Genomic DNA, 21,621 nt, shown 5'->3' on the forward strand with positions numbered 1-21,621 from the left:
GGCGGTCAGTAGATCAGACCTGGTCAGGCAGTCTGGTCACTTGCGTCATCAAGTAGCTACGTGACGGTAGTGTGGGCGGTCATTGCTGTGTGCCGACTTGGTGTCCGGCAAGAGCGGACCATACGACGGAGGTAGATATGCAGGTCGCGGGCCGCAATCTCGGCTTGATTGCGAAATCTGCGCTGGAGCGCAGGCACTACGTCGCAGCCGCCAACATGGTCCGGCTCTACGAACACCCGACAGAGATGTTCAAGCGCTATCTGGTCGGCAAGGGGACCTACCCGTACACGGTGCGCGTCCGCACTCCGCAATCATGGCTCGACCTGCGCCTGCACTCCGGCCATGACGTGCTCACCGTCAACGAGATCTTCTGCCGCAATGACTACCTGGCCGACACCTCGGACACGGTGATCGTCGACTTCGGCTCCAATATCGGCATCTCCGCCGCCTACTTCCTGACCCGCAACGCGGCCGCATACACGTATCTGTTCGAACCACTGCCCTCCAATGTCGCGAAACTCAAGGACAACCTGCGTCAGTTCGAAGGTCGCTTCGAAGTGCACCAGGCCGCGGTCGGCACCAGCGACGGCGAGGTGGAGTTCGCATGGGAGGAGTCCGGCCGGTACGGCGGTGTCGGGGCCGGGCACGGCAACACCCTGACCGTCCCGTTGGTGAACTCCCGCAACGTGCTCGAAGAGGCGATCGAAAAGCACGGCAAGATCGACATCCTCAAGATCGACATCGAGGGACTGGAAGCGGCCGTCATCGAGAACATTCCGGTCGAGCAGGCGCGAAAGATCAAGAAGCTCTACGTCGAGTACACCTTCGACCGGAATCCCCTGGCCGAGACACACGACTACCAGGACTACGGTCCGATCGCCCAGTTCACCCTGAGAACGGTCTAGAGAGCCCGACCGCTGACGAAATCGCGGTGCACACCACTGAGTGGGTCGTCGAACGCGAGCCGCTGGGCCAGCAGCTGCAACGGAGCGCAAAAGTCACCGGGTGCCACGTCGACGACGTCTGGATAGAGCGGGTCGTTGTCGATCGGCACACCGAGGGACGCCATGTGCACCCGCAGTTGATGGGTGCGTCCGGTGTGCGGGGTCAGGCGGTAGAGCCCGTCTTCGAGAAGTTCGACGTAGGTCTGCGCGTTCGGCTCACCGGGTTCCTCGAAGGCCTGTAACCGGCTGCGCTGCTTGATGATCCGGCTGGTCAGCAGTGCCGGCAGGGCGACGGTGGGTGTCCCGGCGGCCCGGGCCAGGTACGTCTTGCGCGCCCGCCCTTCGGCGAACATCGTCTGGTAGGCACCCCGGACCTCGCGGCGCACCGTGAACAGCAGCACCCCGGCCGTGAGCCGGTCCAGCCGGTGCGCGGGACTGAGTTCGGGCAGTTCCAGTTCACGCCGCAGCCGCACCAAGGCCGTCTGCACGACGTGACCGCCGCGCGGCGTGGTGGCCAGGAAATGCGGTTTGTCCACGACGAGGATGTCGCGGTCGCGGTACAGGATCGGCATCTCGAAGGGCACCGGGATCTCGTCGGGCAGATCGCGGTACAGGTAGACATAGGAGTTCGGCGGCAGCACCGTATCGGCGGCCACCACGCCGCCGTTGGGTAGATACACCTCTCCGGCAAGCACTTTCGTGGCCGCCGGCTCGCCGAACCGATCGGCGAGCTCGACCAACACCGAGCCGCCGCGCAACCGGACGCGCGCCGGCCCGACACCGTCGCGGTCCGGCAGGGGCCGTTTCACCGGCGTATCAATTCAGCGGCACCGGTTCCAGGATCTCGGCGCGCGCCTCCGGCGCCGCGGCCCGCAGCGCATCGGCGCTTTCGTCATCCGGCTGAGTCTGCGATTGCACCTCGGCCTCCACCCGCGCCAGGTATGTCGACACCTCGCGGTCGATATCCTCGGGACCCCAACCAAGAACGGGCGCAACGACTTCGGCAACCTCACGCGCACAGTTCACACCGCGGTGCGGGTACTCGATGGAGATCCGCATCCGCCGGGCGAGGATGTCCTCCAGATGCAGGGCCCCCTCGGCGGCCACCGCGTACACCGCCTCCACCTTCAGGTACACCGGGGCATCGGTGATCGGTTCCAGCAGTTGCGGATTGCCGTCAGCCATGGCCAGTACCTCGCCGATCAGCGAGCCGTAACGGTCCAGCAGGTGGCGTACCCGGTACGGGTGCAGGCCGTAATGGGCACCGACATGCTCGGTCTGGTTGACCAGGGCGAAGTAACCGTCGGCCCCCATCAGCGGCACCTTCTCGGTGATCGACGGCGCCACCCGGGTCGGCACGAATTCGGCCGCGGCGTCGATCGCGTCCTGACCCATCACCCGATAGGTGGTGTACTTGCCGCCGGCGATGGCCACCAACCCCGGCGACGGCACCGCCACGGCATGTTCGCGGGACAGCTTCGACGTGGACTCGCTCTCCCCCGCCAGCAGCGGCCGCAGCCCCGCATAGACACCGTCGATATCGTCATGGGTCAGCGGGGTCGCCAGCACCGTGTTGACGTGGCCGAGGATGTAGTCGATATCGGCCTTGGTGGCGGCCGGGTGCGCCAGGTCGAGATTCCAGTCGGTGTCGGTGGTGCCGATGATCCAGTGCGTGCCCCACGGGATGACGAAGAGCACCGACTTCTCGGTGCGCAGAATGATCGCGACCTCACTGACGACGCGGTCCCGGGGCACCACGATGTGCACCCCCTTGGAGGCCCGCACCCGGAACCGGCCGCGCTCCTTCGACAGCGCCTGGATCTCGTCGGTCCACACACCCGTCGCGTTGACGACCACGTGCCCGCGCACCTCGGTGACGGCGCCGTTCTCCGAGTCGCGCACCTTGACCCCGGTGACCCGGTCGCCCTCGCGCAGCAGCGCCACCACCTGAGTGGAGGTCCGCACCACGGCGCCGTAGTGCGCGGCGGTGCGGGCCACCGTCATGGTGTGGCGGGCATCGTCGACGACGGTGTCGTAGTAGCGGATACCGCCGATGAGCGAGCTGCGCTTGAGCCCCGGCGCCAGCCGCAGCGCCCCGGCCTTGAGTAGATGCTTCTGCGCCGGAACGGATTTCGCGCCGCCCAGCTGGTCGTAGAGGAAGATGCCCGCGGCCACATAGGGCCGTTCCCACCACCGTTTGGTCAGCGGGAACAGGAACGGCAGCGGTTTCACCAGATGCGGGGCCAGTGTCGTCAGCGACAGTTCGCGTTCGTGCAGCGCCTCGCGGACCAGGCCGAACTCCAGTTGTTCGAGGTAGCGCAGGCCGCCGTGGAACATCTTGCTGCTCCGGCTCGACGTGCCGGACGCGAAGTCCCGGGCCTCGACCAGCGCCACCCGCAGCCCGCGGGTCGCCGCGTCCAGGGCCGCACCCGCGCCGACCACCCCGCCGCCGATGACCACGACATCGAACTGTTCGCTGCCGAGGCGCTGCCAGGCCGCCGCACGGTGCTCGGGTCCGAGCTGAGCTTGTCCCTTGCCTGAGATCGGGTCAGTCACGCCGGAGGCTCCTCGTGGTTACTCGTGGGTAGGCGTTGCCGTTCCGAGCCTACGTCGCGCAGGCGACCCTTTGTGGGTCCAGCGCGTCGAACTGACCTTTAGTCCAGGTCATCATGTGCCATCAGACGTCGCGCCGCCTCGACGATCGAGCCGGACAGCGACGGGTACACCGACAGCGTCTGGGCCAGGTCACCCACCGAGATCCGGTTCTGCACCGCCAGGGCGATGGGCAGGATCAGCTCGGAGGCGATCGGCGCGACCACCACACCGCCGATCACCACCCCGGTGGCCGGCCGGCAGAAGATCTTGACGAAGCCGAACCGCAGCAGCGACATCTTGGCCCTGGCGTTCGTCGTCAGCGGCAGCATCAGGGTTCGGGCGGGCACGGTGCCGTCATCGATCTTGGTCTGCGGGACGCCGACCGCGGCGATCTCGGGCCGGGTGAACGTGGCCGACGCGACGGTGCGCAGGCGGATGGGATTCACCCCTTCACCCAGCGCGTGATACATCGCGATGCGGCCCTGCATGGCGGCGACCGAGGCCAGCGGCAACAGTCCGGTGCAGTCCCCCGCCGCGTAGATGCCGGGCGCTTTCGTGCGCGATACCCGGTCCACGGTCAGGTAGTTACCCGGGCCGAGTTCGATCCCGGCCCGGTCCAGACCGAGGCCGCTGGTGTTGGGCACCGAACCGACGGTCATCAGGGCGTGGCTGCCCTCGACCACGCGACCGTCGGCCAGTGTGACCTTGATCCCGTTGTCGGTACGCACCACCGAGTCGGCCCTGGCGTTCTTCACCAGCGACACGCCGCGCTCGGAGAAGGCCTCCTCCAGCACGGCGGCGGCGTCGGAGTCCTCGTGCGGCAGGATCTGGTCGCGACTGGCCACCACGGTGACCTTCACACCGAGCTCGGTGTACGCGCTGCAGAACTCCGCACCGGTCACACCCGAGCCGACGATCACCAGATGCTCGGGCAGCTCGGTGAGGTCGTAGAGCTGGCGCCAGTTCAGCACGCGTTCGCCGTCCGGGACCGCGTTGGGCAGCACCCGTGGAGTGGCCCCGGTGGCGATCAGCACCACATCGGCCTTGAGCACCCCGACCTTGCCGTCCGGGGTGGAGACCTTGACTCGGTGATGGGCCATCCCCGGCACGCTGTCGACCAGCTCACCGCGGCCCTTGACCACGTTGACCCCCGCGTTGAGCAGGGTGGCACCGATATCGGCGGACTGCGATCTGGCCAGCGTCTTGACCCGGTTGTGGATCTGTTCGAGGGAGATCTTGGCGTCGTCGATGGCGATGTCGAAGCCCAGACCGTTGGCGCGACGCAGCTCGGTGCGCACCCCCGTCGAAGCGATGAAGGTCTTGGACGGCACACAGTCGAACAGCACGCAGGCGCCACCGATACCGTCGCTGTCGACGACGGTGACCTGAACGGCGTCCGGGCCGCGGGACGCGGCGACCAATGCTGCCTCGTAGCCGGCGGGACCGCCGCCGATGATCACGATGCGAGTGGGCACGGTGATAAACGTAGTGGGTCGCTTCGCTCCCGCCCACACGGCCGATCCCCCGGGTCGCTTCGCTCCCGCCCGCCGGAGCGCCTAAAGTTGGCCCGTGCCGCTCTACGCCGCTTACGGATCGAACATGCATCCGGAGCAGATGCTCCAGCGCGCCCCGCATTCTCCGGTGGCCGGCACCGGTTGGTTGCACGGATGGCGCCTGACGTTCGGTGGCGAGGACTTCGGCTGGGAGGGCGCCCTGGCCACCCTGGTCGAGGATCCCGACGAGAAGGTCTTCGTGGTGCTCTACGACATGACCAAAGAGGACGAGGGCAACCTGGATCGCTGGGAGGGCTCCGAGCTCGGCTTCCACAAGAAGATCCGGTGCCGGGTGGACCGGCTGTCCTCGGACACCACCACCGATCCGGTGTTGGCCTGGCTGTACGTGGTCGACGCGTGGGAAGGCGGCCTGCCGTCGGCGCGCTACCTCGGCGTGATGGCCGACGCCGCCGAGATCGCCGGCGCACCCGCCTCCTATGTGCACGATCTGCGCACCCGGCCGGCCGCGAACGTCGGCCCCGGTACCTAGCCCCCTCCCGGCCCGCGAGTGTGCGTGTCTGCACACCGACACGCCGCAATTCCTGGCAGTCAGCGCACGCTCACGCCGCCTGGGCGCGACGCAACTGCCGATCGATCCGCGCCACCAATTCCACTTGTCGATACCGCACATCGGCGAAGAGGATCGGCACCACGGTCCAGCCGGCGTCCTGGACGGCAGCCAACCTCCGGCGGTCGCGTCGCATATCCTCGGGGCCGCTGTGCCAGTCGACACCTTCGTACTCGGCGGCCACCCGCATCTGCGGCCAGCCGAAGTCGAACCGGCGCAGCTCGCCGTTCCCGTCGATGATCTCGTACTGCAACTGCGGTATCGGCAGGCCGCCGTCGATCATCACCAGCCGCGCCTCGCTCTCCATGGGTGATTCCGCCCGCCCGTCGGCCAGCGGGAGCAGATGCCGGACCGCGACGATGCCGCGCCGCCCCGCCTGTGCCTGCGCCGCCCGCCACATATCGGTGCGGTTGCACGTCCCGCTGCGCAGTGCGGCGTCCAGCGTCGCCAACGCACGCGGACGGCGCAGCGACCGGGCCACCTCCACCGCCGTCCAGTGCGCAGCGGTGGCGAGCCGACCGGCGGCGTAGGCCAGCGGTGCGCCGTCGCGCCGGTGCACCACCAAGCCGTCGGTCGATCTGAGTTGGCCCCGTGGTGGATTGAGCACGTGCAGGTCCGATGTGTCCTCCGTGTCGAAGCCGTAGCGCGCGGCCGCCGTACCGAGACACACCGGCACCGAAGCACCGGTCGCCAGATCCAGCCCACGCAAGCGGATATCCTCGGTGGCTTCGCCCTTTCCGTAGATGCCCTGCCACAGCCGGTCGAATTCACCGGTGCGGACGGCCGCTTCGAAGGCGCGCCTGGGCATATGGGCGAGCATCTGCGCGCTGGTGGCGACCCCACCTTGGCGCTCCAGCAGGCTGGTCAACTCCGGATCCATGCCCACGATCGTCGACGCCGGACGCACCCCTGGGCCAGACCCAGATCGCAGTCTGTGGATAACCGTGCGACCGCGCCCCTTCACCGCCGACGAGCGTGCGCTGACTGCCAGGAGTTGCGGCGCGTCGGTGCGCAGACACGCACGCTCGCGCAGAAGGAGTGGGCGCTAGGCCGAGTACTGCACCAGGTTCACCATGACCCGCACCCCGACTGCCAGCGCCCGCTCGTCGAGGTCGAACGTGGGCTGGTGCAGATCCAGCTGCGGCCCGCGGCCCGACCAGACCCCGAGGCGGGCCATCGCACCGGGCACCTCTTCCAGATACCAGGAGAAGTCCTCGCCGCCGCCGGACTGGTGGGTGTCGGCCAGCGCGTCCGGGCCCAGCGCCTCGATGGCATGGGTGAGGATGCGGGTGGAGGTCTCCTCGTTGACCACCGGCGGCACGCCGCGCCGGTAGTTCACCGCATGCTCGACCTTCAGCGGTCCCAGAATGGACGAAACTGCCTCCTGGACAAGAGATTCCAGTGTCAGCCAGGTCTCCCGGCTGGCGGTGCGGATGGTGCCCGCCAATGTCCCGGTCTGTGGGATGGCGTTGGCCGCCACCCCCGCGTTGACCGCGCCCCACACCATGACGGTGCTCAGCCGCGGATCGATGCGTCGCGACAGCACACCCGGCACCCCGGTGATCAGCATGCCCAGCGCGTACACCAGATCACCGGTCAGATGCGGTCGCGAGGTGTGTCCGCCCGGCGAGTGCAGGGTGATCTCGATCGAATCGGCGGCCGAGGTGATCGGTCCGGGGCGGGTGGCCACCTTGCCGACCTCCAGTCGCGGGTCGCAGTGCAGCGCGAAGATCCGCGAAACCCCGGACACCGCACCGGCGGCCACGGCATCGATCGCGCCGCCGGGCATCAGCTCCTCGGCCGGCTGGAAGATCAACCGCACGCCGGTCGGAAGCTCGGGCGCCGACGCCAGCGCCAGCGCCGCGCCGAGCAGTACCGCGGTGTGCGCGTCGTGCCCACACGCGTGCGCCACCCCGGGGACCGCCGAGGAGAACGGCAGACCCGTGCGTTCGGCCATCGGCAGCGCGTCCATATCCGCGCGCAACGCCACCCGGGGTCCGTCGTCGGGACCGAAATCACACGTCAGTCCGGTGCCGCCGGGGAGCACCTTGGGGTTGAGCCCGGCATCGGCCAACAGGTTGGCGACGAACTCGGTGGTGGCAAATTCCTGCCGGCCGAGTTCGGGGTGGGTATGGATGTGGCGGCGCCAGGCCACCAGGTCCGCACCGTGGGCGGCCAGCCACGCTTCGGTGTGCTCGCGCAGGGTCATGACGCCCTCCGCCGGGCCTGGGCGGCCAGCACCCGGTCACGTTCGCCGGCATCCTGCGCCAGCGCAACCACGGTGCGGGCCAACATGATTGCGCCTTCGGTGACGGCCTTGTCGGCAGATGGGCCCGCCGCGGCCACCGTGAACTCGGGTTGGTGGATCGACGCACCGCCGGCGTCCACCCCCACCACCGGATGGATGCCCGGCATCACCTGGGTGACGTTGCCCATATCGGTACTGCCCAGCGGCAGCGCCACCTCCAGCTCCTTGGTCACCGGGGTGCGCCCGAACCGCAGCATCTCGGCGCGGAACACCTCGGACAGGAACGCATCCGGCGCCAGCGCGTCATAGGGCGGGGCGGTCTCGGCGACGGTGTGCCCACAGCCGGTGGCCACCGCGCCGGCGGCGAAACACCCGGCCATCCGTTCCTCCAGTTCGTGCAGCGATTGCATGGTGGTCGCGCGCATGGTGTACCGCAGTTCGGTGTGCGCGGGAATGATGTTGCTGGCCTGGCCGCCCTCGGTGACCAGGCCGTGCACCATCTGACCGGGGGCCAACTGCTGGCGCAACAGCCCGATCGCCACCTGCGCGACGGTGAGCGCGTCGGCGGCGTTGATCCCCAGGTACGGCGCAACCGCGGCATGCGATTCGCGGCCGGTGTACTCGACGGCCACCTCCGACAGCGCCAGCGAGCGGGCGGCGGCGATATCGACCGGACCGGGATGCAACATCACCGTCGCCGCGATGTCGTCGAAGGTTCCGGCCTTGAGCAGCAGGGCTTTTCCGCCACCGGTCTCCTCGGCGGGGGTGCCCAGCAGCACGACGGTCAGCCCGAGCTCGTCGGCCACCTCGGCCAGCGCCAGAGCGGTGCCGACGGCGGAGGCGGCGATGATGTTGTGGCCGCACGCGTGCCCGATCCCCGGCAGTGCGTCGTATTCGGCGCAGATCCCGATGACCAGCGGCCCGCTGCCGTACTCGGCGCGAAACGCGGTCGGCAATCCTGCGGGCGCCGCCGTCACCGTGAACCCGCGTTCCGCGGCCAGCGCCTGGGTCTTGGCGCAGCTGCGATGTTCTTCGAACGCCAGCTCGGGCTCGGAGTGGATCGCATGGGACAGCTCGATCAGATCCCCGCGACGCCGGTTGACGACATCCTCGACACTCGACAACGCGGCGACCGTGGGCATCCTGGCAGTATCTCATTCGTGACCGATCCGCAGCGCTCAGCCGATGCCGCCGCCGAAGTGATCCGGGACCGCACCGGTGTCGACGCGTACGACGTCGCCGTGGTGCTGGGGTCCGGCTGGGCGCCGGCCGTCGGGCAACTCGGGACGCCGGACGCCACCATCGCGATGGCCGACCTGCCCGGCTTCACCCCGCCGACCGCGGCCGGACACGGCGGCCAGGTGTTGTCGCTACGCGTCGGCACGCAGCACGTCCTGGTGCTGGTGGGCCGCATCCACGCGTACGAGGGCCACGACCTGCAGCACGTCGTGCACCCGGTGCGCACCGCGTGTGCGGCCGGGGTGCGCACCGTCGTGCTCACCAATGCCGCGGGCGGTTTGCGTGCCGACCACCACGTCGGGGAACCGGTCCTGATCAGCGATCACCTGAACCTGACGGCACGGTCACCGCTGATCGGGGCGCAGTTCGTCGATCTGGTGGATGCCTATGCGCCGCGGCTGCGGGCCATCGCCCGGGAGATCGACCCGACCCTGACCGAGGGCGTCTACGCCGGGCTGCCCGGCCCGCATTACGAGACGCCGGCGGAGATCCGGATGCTGCGCACCCTCGGTGCCGACCTGGTCGGGATGTCCACGGTGCACGAGACGATCGCGGCGCGCGCGGCGGGCGCGCAGGTGCTGGGCGTATCGCTGGTGACGAACCTGGCCGCGGGGATGACGGGCCAGCCGTTGTCCCACGCGGAGGTGCTCGAAGCCGGTCGTCAGTCGGCGACGCGGATGGGCGCGCTGCTGGCCGCGGTGATCGCGCGTCTCTAGCCGGCTGTCGCGGCTTCCAGCGGCTGCGGCCGCAGCCCCCGCCGCTTGGTGGTGAACCGGGCCAGTAGCCGGGCCAGCAGGGGTGCGGCGAACAGCATCAGCAGGATGCGCACCACTTGCGCGGCGACGATGAACGTGACGTTGGAGCCGGTCTCGACGGCCGTGGCGAGGACGGCGTACACCCCGCCCGGGCTGGTGGCCAGGTAACCCTCCAGCGGGGTCAGCCCGGCGAGATGAGCCAGCGCGACACCGAGACCGGCGGTGGCGACGCCGAGCGCCACGATCAGCGCCAGCGCCCACGGCAGGATGCGGGCGACCGCGCGCAGGGATTCCCGCGTGAACGCCAGACCCGCCTGCCAGCCGATCACCAGATACGCGACCTGGACCAGCAGATCGGGCACGGTGAGGCCGAACGACAGACCACTGAGCTGCCATGCCACCGTGAGTGCCAGCGGCCCGAGCAATCCCGCGCCGGGCAAGCGCACCAGCTTGCCCGCGGTGGCACCGACGACGATCAGCACGATGAGCAGTCCGACGCTGAGATACCAAGGTGCCGATGGCGATCCGCCGACCGCACCGGAGCCGGGGTGGGACTTGTCGGCGTGGTAGACGAGCGTGACCACCACCGGCATCGACGCCGTCACCAACGCCACCCGCAGGTACTGCACCACCGACACCACCCGATCGTCACCGCCGAGTTCGCGTGCGATGGCCACCAGACCGGAGGCGCCGCCGGCGACCAACGCCAGCGATCCGGTCAGCGGGCTGACGTCACGGTGCACACCGAGCAAGGCACCGGCGAGCACCGAGAGCATCAGCGTGGCCACCGCGACCCCCAGCACCGGCAACCAGTGCGGCCCGAGCGTGCCCACGGCATCCTCGGACACCATGGTGCCGATGTAGACGCCGAGCACACCTTGGGCCGCCATACCGGCGCGGCGGGGTACGCCTGCCGGCGCGAACGAACACAGGGCCAGGGCGATGCCGACCACCAGTGCGGCGAACAGGGCCGCCGACGGCACTCCGGCCAGGGTGAGCGGGACCGTGACGGCCACACTGGCCGCCAGCAACAACACCCACTTACCGAATCTCTTCATCTCTATATCAAGTATGAACTTGCCTTTCCTGACATTCAACTTGAGTGACAGTGTTCATATACCAAGGTTAAACTTGCCATATGGGTTCGAATGACACGTCCGCGGCGACCGAGCTGCGGGAATCGATGATGGCGGTGACCCGGCAGATGCGCCGACACCGGCCCGATCACGGCCTCACCCGCAGCCAGCTGGAACTACTCGGCGAGGTCAGCCGCGCCGGTTCCACCACTCCCGCCGAGTTGGGCGCCCGGCTGCACGTGCGGGTGCAATCGCTGACCGACGGCATCAACGACCTGGTGAGCCGCGGACTGGCGTCCCGTCGTGCCGACGACCACGACCGACGGCGGCAGCTGATCGAGCTCACGCCGGCCGGCTCGGCGCTGCTGGACGCCGACCGAGCCGAACGCGACGCCTGGCTGCAGGCCACCATGCGCGACACCCTCAGCGAGCTCGAGTTCGATCTGCTGATGCTGGTGGCCCCGGTACTGCGCAAGCTCGCCGACGCCGACGCTCGCGCGACGGGCACAATCAGCGCATGACCGAGAAGCGCCCGGCCGAAAAGACACTGACCTTCGGCACGGCCGGCCTGCGCGGCCCGATGCGCGACGGCGCCGATGCGATGAATGTCGGCACCGTCACCCGCGCGACGTGGGCGCTGGCGCAGGTCCTCAAGGACCGTTGCCTGGGCGGATCCACCGTGGTGGTCGGCCGCGACGCCCGGCACCACTCCGACGAATTCGCCACGGCAACGGCGGAAGTGCTTGCCGCCCAGGGGTTCACGGTGGTCGCCCTGACAGTGCCCGCCCCCACCCCGGTGGTGGCGTTCGCGGTGCGGCACCTGGGTGCCGCGGCCGGGGTGCAGATCACCGCATCGCACAATCCGGCCGGCGACAACGGCTACAAGGTGTACCTCGACGGCGGCCTGCAGATCATCTCGCCAACCGATCGCGAGATCGAGGCGGCGATCGCCCGCGCCCCGGACGCCGCCGAGATCCCTCGCCTGCCGGTGGAACCGTCCGGCCGGGAACTGTTCCGCGCGTACCTGGAACGGGCCGCGTCGGTGCGGCGCGCATCGGGCACGGCGCGGGTGGCGCTGACGCCCATGCACGGCGTGGGTGGTGAATTCGCCCTGGACGCCTTGGCTTTGGCCGGATTCGACGATGTCCACGTGGTCGACGCTCAATTCGCTCCTGATCCCGACTTCCCCACCGTGGCCTTTCCCAACCCGGAGGAACCGGGCGCCACCGACCTGCTGTTGACCCTGGCCGCCGATATCGGCGCCGAGGTGGCCATCGCCCTGGACCCCGACGCCGACCGGTGCGCGGTCGGCATACCGGATGAAGGCGGCTGGCGCATGCTCACCGGCGACGAAACCGGTTGGCTGCTGGGCGATTACCTGTTGTCCAGGCACGCCCACCCCGCATGCGCCCTGGTCGCCAGCACCGTGGTGTCCTCACGCATGCTGGCGGCCATCGCGGCGTCCCGCGGCGCCCGGCACGCCGAGACGCTCACCGGTTTCAAATGGCTGGCCCGCGCTTCGGCACCCGGCGCAGCACTGATATACGCGTACGAGGAGGCCATCGGGCATTGTGTCGACCCGGAGGCGGTGCGGGACAAGGACGGTATCAGCGCGGCGGTGCTGGCGTGCGATCTGGTCGCCGCCTTGCGTGCGCAGGGTCGCACGGTGCGCGACGCCCTCGACGATCTGGCCCGCCGCCACGGTGTGCACGTGACCACAGCGGTGACCCGCCGTGTCGACGACTCGGGTGCGGCGATGGCCACCCTACGGGCGAATCCGCCGGCCACCCTTGCCGGTATCCCGGTGACCGTCGAGGACCTGTCCGACCGCCGGGGCCAGCAGCGCACCGACGCCCTGGTGTTGACCGGAGCGGGCATCCGGGTGGTGGTGCGTCCGTCGGGTACCGAGCCGAAACTCAAGTCCTACATCGAGGTTCACCGCGCCCCGACCGACGACCTGAGCGCGTCGAGAAGTCACGCTCGGGCCCTGGTCGGCGAACTGGTCAGCGCCGCGCAGCAGTGGTGACCGGGACGGGTCAGCGCGGACCGAACTGCCGATCACCGGCATCGCCGAGCCCGGGCACGATATAGGCGATCTCGTTGAGTCCGTCGTCGATGGCGGCGGTCACCAGCCGGATACCCGGGGTGGCCTTTTCCAGGGCGGCGATCCCTTCGGGGGCGCAGACCACACAGATCGCGGTGATGTCGGTGGCACCGCGATCCTGCAGCAGGGCCAGTGTGTGCACCATCGAGCCACCGGTGGCCAGCATCGGGTCGAGAACGAACACCGAACGGGTGCTCAGATCCTCGGGCAGCGACGCCAGGTAGGGCGTGGGCTGATGCGTCTCTTCGTCCCGCGCCACCCCGACGAAGCCGACCTGGGCCTCCGGGATCAGTGCGTGCGCCTGATCCACCATGCCCAGCCCGGCCCGCAGCACCGGCACCAACAGCGGCGGGTTGGCCAGGCGGGATCCGGTGGTTTCGGCCATCGGAGTACGGACCCGGATCTGTTCGGCGCTCGCATCCCGGGTCGCCTCGTAGACCAGCATCAGGGTGAGATCCCGCAATGCGGACCGGAAGCCGGCATTCTCGGTGCGCTCGTCGCGCAGCGTGGTCAACCGGCTGGCGGCCAAGGGGTGGTCAACGACGCGGACATCCATGCGGCGAACATTAGTGGAACCGAACCGCTGCGGCCTGCGTCATAACCCATATGCACGCCGACACCGCAGCGATCGCACACGCCGGCAGGACGCTGGCCGACACTGCCGACGAACTCACCGGCCTGGCCGCCGCACTCCCTGCCGTGGCCGACTCGGCGCCCGCCTTGTTCGGACCCATCGCCGACGCTCTGGTCACCGCGCTCCGTGAAGCGGTGGCCGATACCACGCACGCGGTTGCTCAACTCGGCGATCATCTCGCGGTCGCCGGCGCCACGGCCGGTCACGTCGCGGTGGCCTATCGCGACTCCGAACATCATGTCGGGCAATCGCTGTCCTCTTTCGGCGGTTGACGATGCCGAGTGCACTGGTCACCGCGCTGGCCGAGCCGCTGCACGAACTGGCGGCACAGGTCGGGCCGGGCTGGTCGGCGGCGGCGCATCCGTCGACGATGCTCGCCGAGATGCGCGATCAGTTGATCGCCTTGGCCGGCGCCACCACGCGGGTGTGGGACGGTGACATCTGGGCGGGCGACGGTGGCGCGGCCGCGGCGCGGTACACCGCGGAGGCCGCCGGCACCGTGCGCGCCCTGGCCGACCGGGTCGGCGCGCTGTCCGACGACATCGGCATGGTCGCCGATGCCGTCGCGCGGGCCCGCGCCCGACTGCGGGACATCATCGCCGAGTTCGAGGCTCGTGCGTCCGCACTGGAGCCGCACCTCGATGCTCCCGGGGTCGCGGGCGAACTGAGCGCCGAGACGGGGCAAGCAGTGCAGGAGGCCACCGCGGTGGTCGACGCCCTGCGTGCGGAGCTGGACACCCACACCTCGACGATCAACGGCATTCCCCGTCCCGCGGTGGCAGCACCGCCGGACGGGGTCGCCGGGCCGATACCGGCAGGCTCGGGCTTGCCTGCCGCGATCCCGACCGGCGGTGGGGTGGCACCGGTGGGCGCCGGGCTGGGGACGGCGCTGACCGGCGCGCTGTCCGCAGCCCGACCGGTGGCCCGGCACCGCAGCGCAGCTGTCGGCAATCCGGCCGATTTCGGTTCCGGCGTGGCGGTCCGGCTCCCCGACGGCAGCACCGCGACCGCGCCGAATCCGGTCGCGGCCAGTGCCGTCCGGCATGCACTGACACAGCTGGGCGTGCCGTACCAGTGGGGCGGTACCACTCCCGGCGCCGGACTGGACTGCAGTGGGCTGACCCAATGGGCCTACCGCGAAGCGGGCCTGGACATCCCTCGGCTCGCACAGGAACAAGACATCGGCCGGCCCGTCGACGCCGGCTCGCTTCGGCCCGGTGACCTCGCGGTATGGGATGGTCACGTCGCGATGATCGTGTCCGGTGACCAGATGATCGAGGCGGGAGATCCGGTCCAGTTGTCCGCGATCCGGACCACCAACGCCGGGCAGGGATTCCAGGGATTCTGGCGGCCCACCGGGTGAGCAGCGGGTGTGCCACCGGGCTCCCCAGCCGGCATCGTTACGCTGTGCGCCATGGCGGCTGACATCGTGCCGGTCCGGCTCGGACTGACCAATGGCGACCTGTACACCCTGTGGGCACCGCGCTGGCGCGATGCCGGTGACGAATGGGAGGCGCTCCTCGGCAAGGACGAGGACCTCTTCGCGTTCGAATCGGTGGCAGATCTGGTCGCCTTCGTGCGCACCAACTCGGACAACGATCTCACCGACCATCCGGCCTGGGAGAAGCTCACCAAGGCCAACGCGCACCGGCTGAGCCCGGATGAGGATCACCTCTACGACCTCATCGAGGTGCCCGGCCTGGTCGCCGAGAAGCCCGACGAGGACTCCGTCGAGTCCGTGCACCGGGCCTTGGCGATCGTGTCCGCCATCGGATCGGTGTGCGACCTGCCGGTCATCACCAAGATGTTCAACGGCAACCCCGTGCTCGGCACCATCGGCGGCGGCATGGACGCCTTCGCCGGGCGTGCCGGCCGCAAGCGCTGGACCGAGATCGAGGCCGCCATCGGACGGTCCTGGCAGTCGGTCATCGACACCATCGACGAACTGGTCACCACACCGGACGTCGACGAGGCGGCCGCCGCGAAGGCACAGCAAGAGCTCGACGAACCCGCCCCCGAACTGGACGAGGACGCCCTCACCGTCGACGACGAGGACGACCTCGTCATCGAAGGCGACGTCGACACCGACGAGGAGAGCGACGCCCTGGAGGCCGAGGCCCAGCGCCAGGTGCTCGGCAGCGACGAGGACTTCTGGACCGAGGTCGGCATCGATCCGGTGCGCATCATGACCAGCAGCGGCACTCTGTACACGCTGCGCTGCTATGTCGGCGACGAGCCGAAGTTCCTCGGTCGCAACGGCCGGATCAGTGTCTTCAACTCAGAACGCGCGCTGGCCCGTTACCTGGCCGACGAGCACGAGAGCGACCTGTCCAGCTACAGCTCCTACGAGATCATCCGGACCGCGGCCACCGACGGCTCGCTGCGCGTCGAGGTCACCGACGACAACATCTACGTCCTGTCCGGGCTGGCCGACGACATCGCCGACGGCCCCGACGCGGTGGACCGCGACCAGCTCGACCTCGCCGTCGAATTCCTCAGGGACGTCGGCGATTACGCCGAGGAATCCATTGTCAGCAAGCGGCTGGACAGCAAGGAGCCGCTCGGCGCCCTGGTCTCCTACCTGATCGAACCGGGCAGTGTGCCCAAGCCCGCGGGACCGTACGCCAAGGCCGTCGAACAGTGGGAAGAGCTGGAGAGCTTCGTCGAATCGCGACTGCGTCAGGAATGACGACGATGAGTTTCGCGGCGGCGGCCGGTCCATACCGGCATGACCGCTGAGGAACTAGTCTGCCGCTCGCTCGATGTCCCCGGCGCCCGCCTGCACTACGAGGTGCGCGGGACCGGACCGCTGCTCCTGGTCCTCGGTTCCCCGATGGGCGCTGCCGATTTCCTGCCACTGGCGCACGCCATGGCCGGCGACCAAACCGTGGTCACCTATGACCCGCGCGGCTATGGCCGGAGCCGGCTGGAAGATCCCGACCAGGACGCGACGCCGGACCTGCGCGCCGACGACGTGATCGCCATCCTCGACGCGCTGGGCGCCGAGTCCGCGGACGTCTTCGGTTCCAGCGGCGGCGCCGTCACCGGGCTCGCCCTGCTCACCCGGCACCCCGGGCGGGTGCGCACGCTGGTCGCGCATGAGCCGCCGCTGCTGGAACTGCTGCCCGACGCCGACGAGCAGCGCGCCGCCACCGACGAGATCATCGCGACCTTCCATCGTGACGGGGTGCAGGCGGCGTGGATGGCATTCCTGGCCAACGCCGGTTTCGATGTCAGCGACCCGAACGCCGGCCCACCGCCCGGCCCGGAGCCCACACCCGAGGAGCTCGCCACCCAGCTGGCCGAGTCGGCCCGGTTCTTCGACCACGAGCTGCGTCACACGACGCGCTATGTCCCCGATATCGCGGCCCTGACCGCCGGGCCGACGCGGATCGTCGTCGGACTCGGCGCGGAGTCGGGCCACCTGCTCACCGACGCCACCACCCGCAGACTCGCCGAGCTGCTCCGGACACAGCCGGTCATGTTCCCGGGTGATCACGGCGGGTTCATCGGCGTACCAGGCGAATTCGCCACCACGCTACGGGCAGCGCTCAGCCGATCAGCACCGCGTACCGCGGTTTGATCACCCCGTCGATCAGCGCCAGCCGCTCGTCGAACGGCAGGAACGAGGACTTCATCGCGTTGATGGTGAACCGCTCCAGGTCGCTCCAGCCGTAACCGAACGCCTCGACCAGCCTCAGCATCTCCTGGCTCATGGTGGTATCGCTCATCAGGCGATTGTCGGTGTTCACCGTGACCCGGAAGCGTAATCGGGCCAGCAGGTCGAACGGGTGCTCGGCGATGCTGTCCACCGCACCGGTCTGCACATTGGAGCTGGGACACAGCTCCAGCGGAATTCGCTTGTCCCGCAGGAGCGCCGCCAACCGGCCCAGCCTCGCGGTGTCGTCCGGCCCCACCGTGATGTCGTCGACGATGCGCACCCCGTGGCCCAGCCGGTCGGCCCCGCAGAATGCGAGGGCCTCGTGGATGGACGGCAGCCCGAAGGCCTCGCCGGCGTGAATGGTGAACCGCGCGTTGTTGCTTCGCATGTACTCGAAGGCGTCGAGGTGGCGGCTGGGCGGGTACCCGGCCTCGGCACCGGCGATGTCGAAGCCGACGACACCGCGATCGCGGAACCGGATGGCGAGTTCGGCGATCTCGCGGGACCGGGCGGCATGTCGCATCGCGGTCACCAGGCAGCGCACCACGATGGTCCGGCCCGCGCTGGCGGCGGCCTTCTCGCCGTCGGCGAACCCGTCGAGCACCGCCTCGACGACGGCGTCCAGGGACAGCCCACGGTCGATGTGCAGTTCGGGGGCGAAGCGGACCTCGGCGTACACGACGTTGTCCTCGGCGAGATCCTCGACAGCCTCGTAGGCGACCCTGTGCAACGCCTCCGGGGTCTGCATGACGCCGACGGTGTGGGCGAACGGTTCCAGGTAGCGGACGAGCGAGCCGCTGTGCGCCGCGGTACGGAAGAACGTGGCGAGCTCGTCGACGTCGGTGGCGGGCAGGTCGTCGTAGCCGAACTGGCCGGCGAGCTCCACCACCGTTCCCGGTCGCAGACCGCCGTCGAGGTGGTCGTGCAACAACGCCTTGGGAGCCTGCTTGATCAGATCGAGGGTCAGCGGCGTATTCATCTGTCCATTTTGCTCGCCGATGGCGGCCCAGGCGCGCTGATCGCCCGTGCCGTCCCCAAATGTTCGGTTGACGGCAAGCTGTCCGCTCAGCCCGCAGCGCGCGTGACCGGCGGTACGAAACCGTTCGCGGCCAGGATCTTCCTGCCGCCCCCACCCGTGAGCGCCGCGACGAACTGCGCCGCCTCATGTGCGCGCTCGGTGCCCTTGATCACGGTGACCCACGATGTGACGGCGGCGCCGGGCAACGCGAACCACGACACGTTGTCCCCGGCGCCCAGCGCGTTCGTCCGCAAGACGACGCCCGCGTCCACCTGTCCGCTCGCGATGGCTTTGAGGATATTTCCGGGTGTGTCGTCGGCGCTGCGCGGCTGCAGCCGGACCTTGTCACGAGCTTCCGCGGCGCCGAGCGCAGTCCCGCACGCGCTGCGTTCGGCACACACCGCCACCCGCAGGCCGGGCCGGGCGAGATCGGCCAGGGTGGTGATGTTCCTGGGGTTGCCGGCCGCGGTGGCGATGACCAGATCGTTGGCGGCGAAGGGCACCGGCGCAGTTCCCGCCTCCGCCAGCGCGGTGATGTCGGCCCGGTCGCCGGAGGCGAAGACATCGGCGGTGGCGCCGTCGGTGAGCGCGCCGACGAGGTCCGCCGAGCCCGCGAAGATGAACTCCACCGAGTATCCGGGGTTCTGCGCCTCGAACTCCTTGCCGATCGCGGTGAAGCTCCCGATCAGCGACGATGCCGCGTACACCGTGATCGGCGTGGTGGGGGGCGGCGGCGCATCGCAACCGGTCGCCAGCAATACCGTCGCGGTGCCCACCGCGAACACGTGCCGCACTCGCCGGTTCATCAGCAGTGAGACTACCGCCGTGCAGTGCCGCACCGGCGGCATCTCGTTCCAGTGAATTCGCTGTGAGCCATAACCGGATCGTCTGCCAATCAGCTTGCGCGCCAACCGTGGTGGGGCTCCCGGCGGCAGACTGTTCGGTGTGCTCGAGCAGAGGAACGCCATCCGCCACTCGGTGGTCCCCGCGCCCGACCATGCGATCACCCGCTTCAAGGTCGCGCATGTGGCGCTGGTGTGCCAGGGGCTGGCCATCGGCGTGCTGGGCGGGGTCGGGCTGGCCTGGTCGAAGGACAGCCTGAGGTTGGGCCCGGAGGGCACCCCACTGGCCGGGCTGCTGGTCACCCCCTTGCACGGTGGCCTGCTGCTGACCGTGGGGGCGCTCGCCGTTCTCGCCTGTCTCGGGCGCCGGTCCACGATCGCCTTCACCGTGATCGCGACCGCGGGCTGGACGGTGCTCACCGTGATCTGCGCGGTCGAAGTGACCCGGCACGTCCCCGGGGTCCTCGGGTTCGATCCGCGCGACACCGCGCTGTACGGGGGTCTGGCGCTGTACAACCTCGTGCTGTGCCTGTGGCTGGCCCGACCTTCGGTGGCGCTGTGGCGAGCTACCCGAGGTGATCGATGATCAGTGGGCCGATGTCGGGCGCCGCCGCGCCGACCGACCATCCGCCGTCGAGTTCACCCAGCGCCGCGGGCATCCGCTCCGGGGTGTCGGTGTAGAGCGTGAACAACGTCTCGCCGGCAGCGACGGGCTCGCCGGGCCGGCGGTGAAGACGCACCCCGGCGCCCAGTTGCACCGGGTGCCCGGGCGCGGCACGGCCGGCCCCGAGCCGCCACGCCGCCATCGCCACCGCCATCGCGTCGATGTCACCCATCACCCCGCCGGTGGCAGCGGTGACGGTCTCGTTGTGCGCCCCGAGGGGCAGCGGCTTGCTGAGGTCACCGCCTTGGGCCGCGATCAGGCGGCGGAACCGATCCATCGCCGTGCCGTCACGCAGCGTCTGCGCGGGGTCCACGCCATCGACCCCGGCGGCGTCGAGCATCTCGGCGGCCAGGGCGAGCGTCAGCTCCACCACGTCGGCCGGCCCGCCGCCGGCGAGTATCTCCAGCGACTCGGCGACCTCCACCGAATTGCCCACCGTGTAGCCCAGCGGACGGTTCATATCGGTGAGCAGCGCCCGGGTCGGCACCCCGTAGGAATTGCCCAGCGCCACCATCGTCGCGGCGAGTTCTCGCGACTCGGCCTCGGTCTTGAGGAACGCGCCGCGGCCGGATTTGACGTCGAGCACCAGCGATTGCGCACCTTCGGCCAGTTTCTTGCTCATCACCGAACTGGCGATCAGCGGCAACGATTCGGTGGTGGCGGTGATATCGCGCAGCGCGTAGATCTTGCGATCGGCCGGGGCGAGATCCCCGGCGGCGAAGATGGCCGCGCCGATATCGGAAAGCTGCTGGCGGATCTGGGTTTTGGACAGCTCGGGGGTGAATCCGGCGATGGACTCCAGTTTGTCGAGTGTGCCGCCGGTATGACCGAGGCCGCGGCCGGCGGCCTGCGGAACCGCTGCGCCACAAGCCAGTACCACCGGTACCAGTGGGATGGTGATCTTGTCGCCCACCCCACCGGTCGAATGCTTGTCCACCAGCGGCAGGCCCAGGTCGGTGAAGTCGAAGCGCTCTCCCGAGGAGACCATGGCAGCCGTCCAACGGGTGATCTCACCCGGTGTCATGCCGCGCAGGAAGATCGCCATCAGTAGAGCCGACATCTGCTCGTCGGCGACCAGACCGCGGGTATACCCGTCGATCACCCAGTCGATGGCCGCGTCGGTGAGGATTCCGCCATCGCGTTTCGTCCGGATGACGGACGGAGCATCGAGATGCGACCCGTGATGAAGCGCATCGAGATGCGACCCCTGATGGCGCGCGTCAGGCATGACGCTCCAAATCGGCAGGTCCGAAAGCGTCGGGTAACAGCTCGGCAAGCCGGCGCGGACCGTCGGGGTGGTCGATCAGCAGGTCGGGTCCGCCGTGTTCGAAGAGCACCTGGCGACACCGCCCGCACGGCATCAGCGGGGCCCCGTCTGCGGCCACGCAGCTGAGCGCGACCAGCCGTCCGCCGCCACCGGAAAACAGGACGCAGACCACAGCGCACTCCGCACAGAGACCTAGGCCATATGAGACATTCTCCACATTGCATCCGCGGATGACTCTGCCGTCGTCGACCAGAGCAGCAGCCCCGACCGGGAAACCCGAATAGGGCGCATATGCAACCTTGGATGCCTCGATTGCGTTGTCCCGCAATAATTTCCAGTCAATTCTGATACTCACCACACGCTCCGCTGAACATTATCTGAATGCATTCCGAAGACTCCACTCCCGAAGGCGGCAACCAATGTAGGTAACCCTAACTTTGTGGTAGAACGGCC

The 21,621-nt window shown here is 69.2% G+C and carries 22 protein-coding genes; 10 read left to right on the plus strand and 12 right to left on the minus strand.

Translation table 11 applies throughout. The features are described 5' to 3' along the window. The first annotated feature begins 137 nt into the window (after positions 1 to 137). Positions 138 to 905 (plus strand): FkbM family methyltransferase, encoded by a 768-nt coding sequence (locus tag H7J86_RS08395; protein ID WP_090356039.1) that lies wholly within the window; start codon positions 138 to 140, stop codon positions 903 to 905. Here the strand turns inward: H7J86_RS08395 and H7J86_RS08400 are convergent. The 3 genes from H7J86_RS08400 to H7J86_RS08410 form a co-directional block, all read right to left on the minus strand. Next, positions 902 to 1,753: a pseudouridine synthase gene (locus tag H7J86_RS08400; RefSeq protein ID WP_267290372.1), complete on the minus strand. Its 852-nt coding sequence runs from the start codon at positions 1,751 to 1,753 to the stop codon at positions 902 to 904. The two genes, H7J86_RS08395 and H7J86_RS08400, sit on opposite strands and share 4 nt — an antisense overlap. Before the next feature lie 7 nt (positions 1,754 to 1,760). Continuing rightward, a complete protein-coding gene (locus H7J86_RS08405; RefSeq protein ID WP_090356044.1) occupies positions 1,761 to 3,500 on the minus strand; it encodes a glycerol-3-phosphate dehydrogenase/oxidase in 1,740 nt (579 codons plus the stop codon). 98 nt (positions 3,501 to 3,598) lie between these two features. Beyond that, a complete protein-coding gene (locus H7J86_RS08410; RefSeq protein ID WP_187098543.1) occupies positions 3,599 to 5,014 on the minus strand; it encodes an NAD(P)H-quinone dehydrogenase in 1,416 nt (471 codons plus the stop codon). A gap of 94 nt (positions 5,015 to 5,108) precedes the next feature. On the opposite strand from H7J86_RS08410, the gene H7J86_RS08415 reads away from it, so the two are divergent. Further along, positions 5,109 to 5,582, plus strand: a complete 474-nt coding sequence (locus H7J86_RS08415) for a gamma-glutamylcyclotransferase family protein (protein WP_090356048.1) — start codon at positions 5,109 to 5,111, stop codon at positions 5,580 to 5,582. A 70-nt stretch (positions 5,583 to 5,652) separates the two neighbouring features. Here the strand turns inward: H7J86_RS08415 and H7J86_RS08420 are convergent, their stop codons facing one another. The 3 genes from H7J86_RS08420 to H7J86_RS08430 all read right to left on the minus strand — a co-directional run bounded on the left by H7J86_RS08420 (position 5,653) and on the right by H7J86_RS08430 (position 9,050). Then, positions 5,653 to 6,540 carry a type IV toxin-antitoxin system AbiEi family antitoxin gene (locus tag H7J86_RS08420; protein WP_267290374.1) on the minus strand — a complete coding sequence of 296 codons (888 nt, stop codon included), beginning with the start codon at positions 6,538 to 6,540 and terminating at the stop codon, positions 5,653 to 5,655. A 165-nt stretch (positions 6,541 to 6,705) separates the two neighbouring features. After that, complete coding sequence (locus tag H7J86_RS08425; RefSeq protein WP_267290376.1) at positions 6,706 to 7,869, minus strand: amidohydrolase; 1,164 nt, start codon at positions 7,867 to 7,869, stop codon at positions 6,706 to 6,708. Further along, on the minus strand, positions 7,866 to 9,050 hold the full coding sequence (locus H7J86_RS08430) for a M20 family metallopeptidase (RefSeq protein WP_267290378.1): 1,185 nt from the start codon (positions 9,048 to 9,050) through the stop codon (positions 7,866 to 7,868). Before H7J86_RS08430 ends, H7J86_RS08425 begins: the two co-directional genes overlap by 4 nt. Before the next feature lie 9 nt (positions 9,051 to 9,059). Here H7J86_RS08430 and H7J86_RS08435 point away from each other — a divergent pair, with 9 nt between their 5' ends. Beyond that, the gene (locus H7J86_RS08435; protein ID WP_372517245.1) at positions 9,060 to 9,863 is read left to right on the plus strand and encodes a purine-nucleoside phosphorylase; all 804 of its coding nucleotides are present in this window, start codon (positions 9,060 to 9,062) and stop codon (positions 9,861 to 9,863) included. Here the strand turns inward: H7J86_RS08435 and H7J86_RS08440 are convergent. Beyond that, on the minus strand, positions 9,860 to 10,960 hold the full coding sequence (locus tag H7J86_RS08440; protein ID WP_267290382.1) for an AbrB family transcriptional regulator: 1,101 nt from the start codon (positions 10,958 to 10,960) through the stop codon (positions 9,860 to 9,862). The two genes, H7J86_RS08435 and H7J86_RS08440, sit on opposite strands and share 4 nt — an antisense overlap. An 80-nt stretch (positions 10,961 to 11,040) precedes the next feature. On the opposite strand from H7J86_RS08440, the gene H7J86_RS08445 reads away from it, so the two are divergent. Together H7J86_RS08445 and H7J86_RS08450 are read left to right on the plus strand one after the other, a co-directional pair. Beyond that, positions 11,041 to 11,499 (plus strand): MarR family winged helix-turn-helix transcriptional regulator, encoded by a 459-nt coding sequence (locus tag H7J86_RS08445; RefSeq protein ID WP_267290384.1) that lies wholly within the window; start codon positions 11,041 to 11,043, stop codon positions 11,497 to 11,499. Next, on the plus strand, positions 11,496 to 13,004 hold the full coding sequence (locus tag H7J86_RS08450) for a phospho-sugar mutase (protein WP_267290386.1): 1,509 nt from the start codon (positions 11,496 to 11,498) through the stop codon (positions 13,002 to 13,004). The genes H7J86_RS08445 and H7J86_RS08450 overlap by 4 nt, the downstream gene beginning before the upstream one ends. Before the next feature lie 10 nt (positions 13,005 to 13,014). Here the strand turns inward: H7J86_RS08450 and upp are convergent, their stop codons facing one another. Next, positions 13,015 to 13,638, minus strand: a complete 624-nt coding sequence (gene upp, locus H7J86_RS08455; RefSeq protein WP_187098535.1) for a uracil phosphoribosyltransferase — start codon at positions 13,636 to 13,638, stop codon at positions 13,015 to 13,017. Positions 13,639 to 13,688: 50 nt separating this feature from the next. On the opposite strand from upp, the gene H7J86_RS08460 reads away from it, so the two are divergent. The 4 genes from H7J86_RS08460 to H7J86_RS08475 are packed head-to-tail and all read left to right on the plus strand — an operon-like array spanning position 13,689 to position 17,299. Then, positions 13,689 to 13,988: a hypothetical protein gene (locus tag H7J86_RS08460; protein WP_267290388.1), complete on the plus strand. Its 300-nt coding sequence runs from the start codon at positions 13,689 to 13,691 to the stop codon at positions 13,986 to 13,988. Positions 13,989 to 13,990: 2 nt separating this feature from the next. Further along, a complete protein-coding gene (locus tag H7J86_RS08465) occupies positions 13,991 to 15,079 on the plus strand; it encodes a C40 family peptidase (protein WP_267290390.1) in 1,089 nt (362 codons plus the stop codon). A gap of 51 nt (positions 15,080 to 15,130) precedes the next feature. Then, positions 15,131 to 16,405, plus strand: a complete 1,275-nt coding sequence (gene satS, locus H7J86_RS08470; RefSeq protein WP_090356077.1) for a protein export chaperone SatS — start codon at positions 15,131 to 15,133, stop codon at positions 16,403 to 16,405. A 39-nt stretch (positions 16,406 to 16,444) separates the two neighbouring features. Further along, positions 16,445 to 17,299, plus strand: a complete 855-nt coding sequence (locus H7J86_RS08475; RefSeq protein ID WP_267290392.1) for an alpha/beta fold hydrolase — start codon at positions 16,445 to 16,447, stop codon at positions 17,297 to 17,299. Here H7J86_RS08475 and H7J86_RS08480 read toward each other — a convergent pair. Then, positions 17,268 to 18,356, minus strand: coding sequence for an adenosine deaminase (locus H7J86_RS08480; protein ID WP_090356082.1), 1,089 nt, complete (start codon positions 18,354 to 18,356; stop codon positions 17,268 to 17,270). The genes H7J86_RS08475 and H7J86_RS08480 overlap by 32 nt on opposite strands. A gap of 86 nt (positions 18,357 to 18,442) precedes the next feature. Next, a complete protein-coding gene (locus tag H7J86_RS08485) occupies positions 18,443 to 19,201 on the minus strand; it encodes an extracellular solute-binding protein (RefSeq protein WP_267290394.1) in 759 nt (252 codons plus the stop codon). 139 nt (positions 19,202 to 19,340) lie between these two features. On the opposite strand from H7J86_RS08485, the gene H7J86_RS08490 reads away from it, so the two are divergent. Further along, positions 19,341 to 19,823, plus strand: coding sequence for a hypothetical protein (locus tag H7J86_RS08490; RefSeq protein ID WP_170847183.1), 483 nt, complete (start codon positions 19,341 to 19,343; stop codon positions 19,821 to 19,823). Here the strand turns inward: H7J86_RS08490 and H7J86_RS08495 are convergent. Continuing rightward, a complete protein-coding gene (locus H7J86_RS08495) occupies positions 19,804 to 21,129 on the minus strand; it encodes a thymidine phosphorylase (protein WP_267290396.1) in 1,326 nt (441 codons plus the stop codon). The two genes, H7J86_RS08490 and H7J86_RS08495, sit on opposite strands and share 20 nt — an antisense overlap. Continuing rightward, the gene (locus H7J86_RS08500; RefSeq protein ID WP_372517230.1) at positions 21,122 to 21,523 is read right to left on the minus strand and encodes a cytidine deaminase; all 402 of its coding nucleotides are present in this window, start codon (positions 21,521 to 21,523) and stop codon (positions 21,122 to 21,124) included. The genes H7J86_RS08495 and H7J86_RS08500 overlap by 8 nt, the downstream gene beginning before the upstream one ends. Positions 21,524 to 21,621: the final 98 nt, after the last annotated feature.

The organism is Mycobacterium hackensackense, from assembly GCF_025822555.1.
Lineage (GTDB): Bacteria > Actinomycetota > Actinomycetes > Mycobacteriales > Mycobacteriaceae > Mycobacterium > Mycobacterium fluoranthenivorans.

Coding starts and splice junctions, on each gene's coding strand:
- upp (WP_187098535.1), bottom strand. CDS start 13,638: ATGGATGTCCGCGTCGTTGACCACCCCTTGGCCGCCAGCCGGTTGACC.
- H7J86_RS08425 (WP_267290376.1), bottom strand. CDS start 7,869: ATGACCCTGCGCGAGCACACCGAAGCGTGGCTGGCCGCCCACGGTGCG.
- H7J86_RS08445 (WP_267290384.1), top strand. CDS start 11,041: ATGGGTTCGAATGACACGTCCGCGGCGACCGAGCTGCGGGAATCGATG.
- H7J86_RS08480 (WP_090356082.1), bottom strand. CDS start 18,356: ATGAATACGCCGCTGACCCTCGATCTGATCAAGCAGGCTCCCAAGGCG.
- H7J86_RS08460 (WP_267290388.1), top strand. CDS start 13,689: ATGCACGCCGACACCGCAGCGATCGCACACGCCGGCAGGACGCTGGCC.
- H7J86_RS08475 (WP_267290392.1), top strand. CDS start 16,445: ATGACCGCTGAGGAACTAGTCTGCCGCTCGCTCGATGTCCCCGGCGCC.
- H7J86_RS08485 (WP_267290394.1), bottom strand. CDS start 19,201: ATGAACCGGCGAGTGCGGCACGTGTTCGCGGTGGGCACCGCGACGGTA.
- H7J86_RS08395 (WP_090356039.1), top strand. CDS start 138: ATGCAGGTCGCGGGCCGCAATCTCGGCTTGATTGCGAAATCTGCGCTG.
- H7J86_RS08450 (WP_267290386.1), top strand. CDS start 11,496: ATGACCGAGAAGCGCCCGGCCGAAAAGACACTGACCTTCGGCACGGCC.
- H7J86_RS08430 (WP_267290378.1), bottom strand. CDS start 9,050: ATGCCCACGGTCGCCGCGTTGTCGAGTGTCGAGGATGTCGTCAACCGG.
- H7J86_RS08440 (WP_267290382.1), bottom strand. CDS start 10,960: ATGAAGAGATTCGGTAAGTGGGTGTTGTTGCTGGCGGCCAGTGTGGCC.
- H7J86_RS08495 (WP_267290396.1), bottom strand. CDS start 21,129: ATGCCTGACGCGCGCCATCAGGGGTCGCATCTCGATGCGCTTCATCAC.
- H7J86_RS08465 (WP_267290390.1), top strand. CDS start 13,991: ATGCCGAGTGCACTGGTCACCGCGCTGGCCGAGCCGCTGCACGAACTG.
- satS (WP_090356077.1), top strand. CDS start 15,131: ATGGCGGCTGACATCGTGCCGGTCCGGCTCGGACTGACCAATGGCGAC.
- H7J86_RS08420 (WP_267290374.1), bottom strand. CDS start 6,540: ATGGATCCGGAGTTGACCAGCCTGCTGGAGCGCCAAGGTGGGGTCGCC.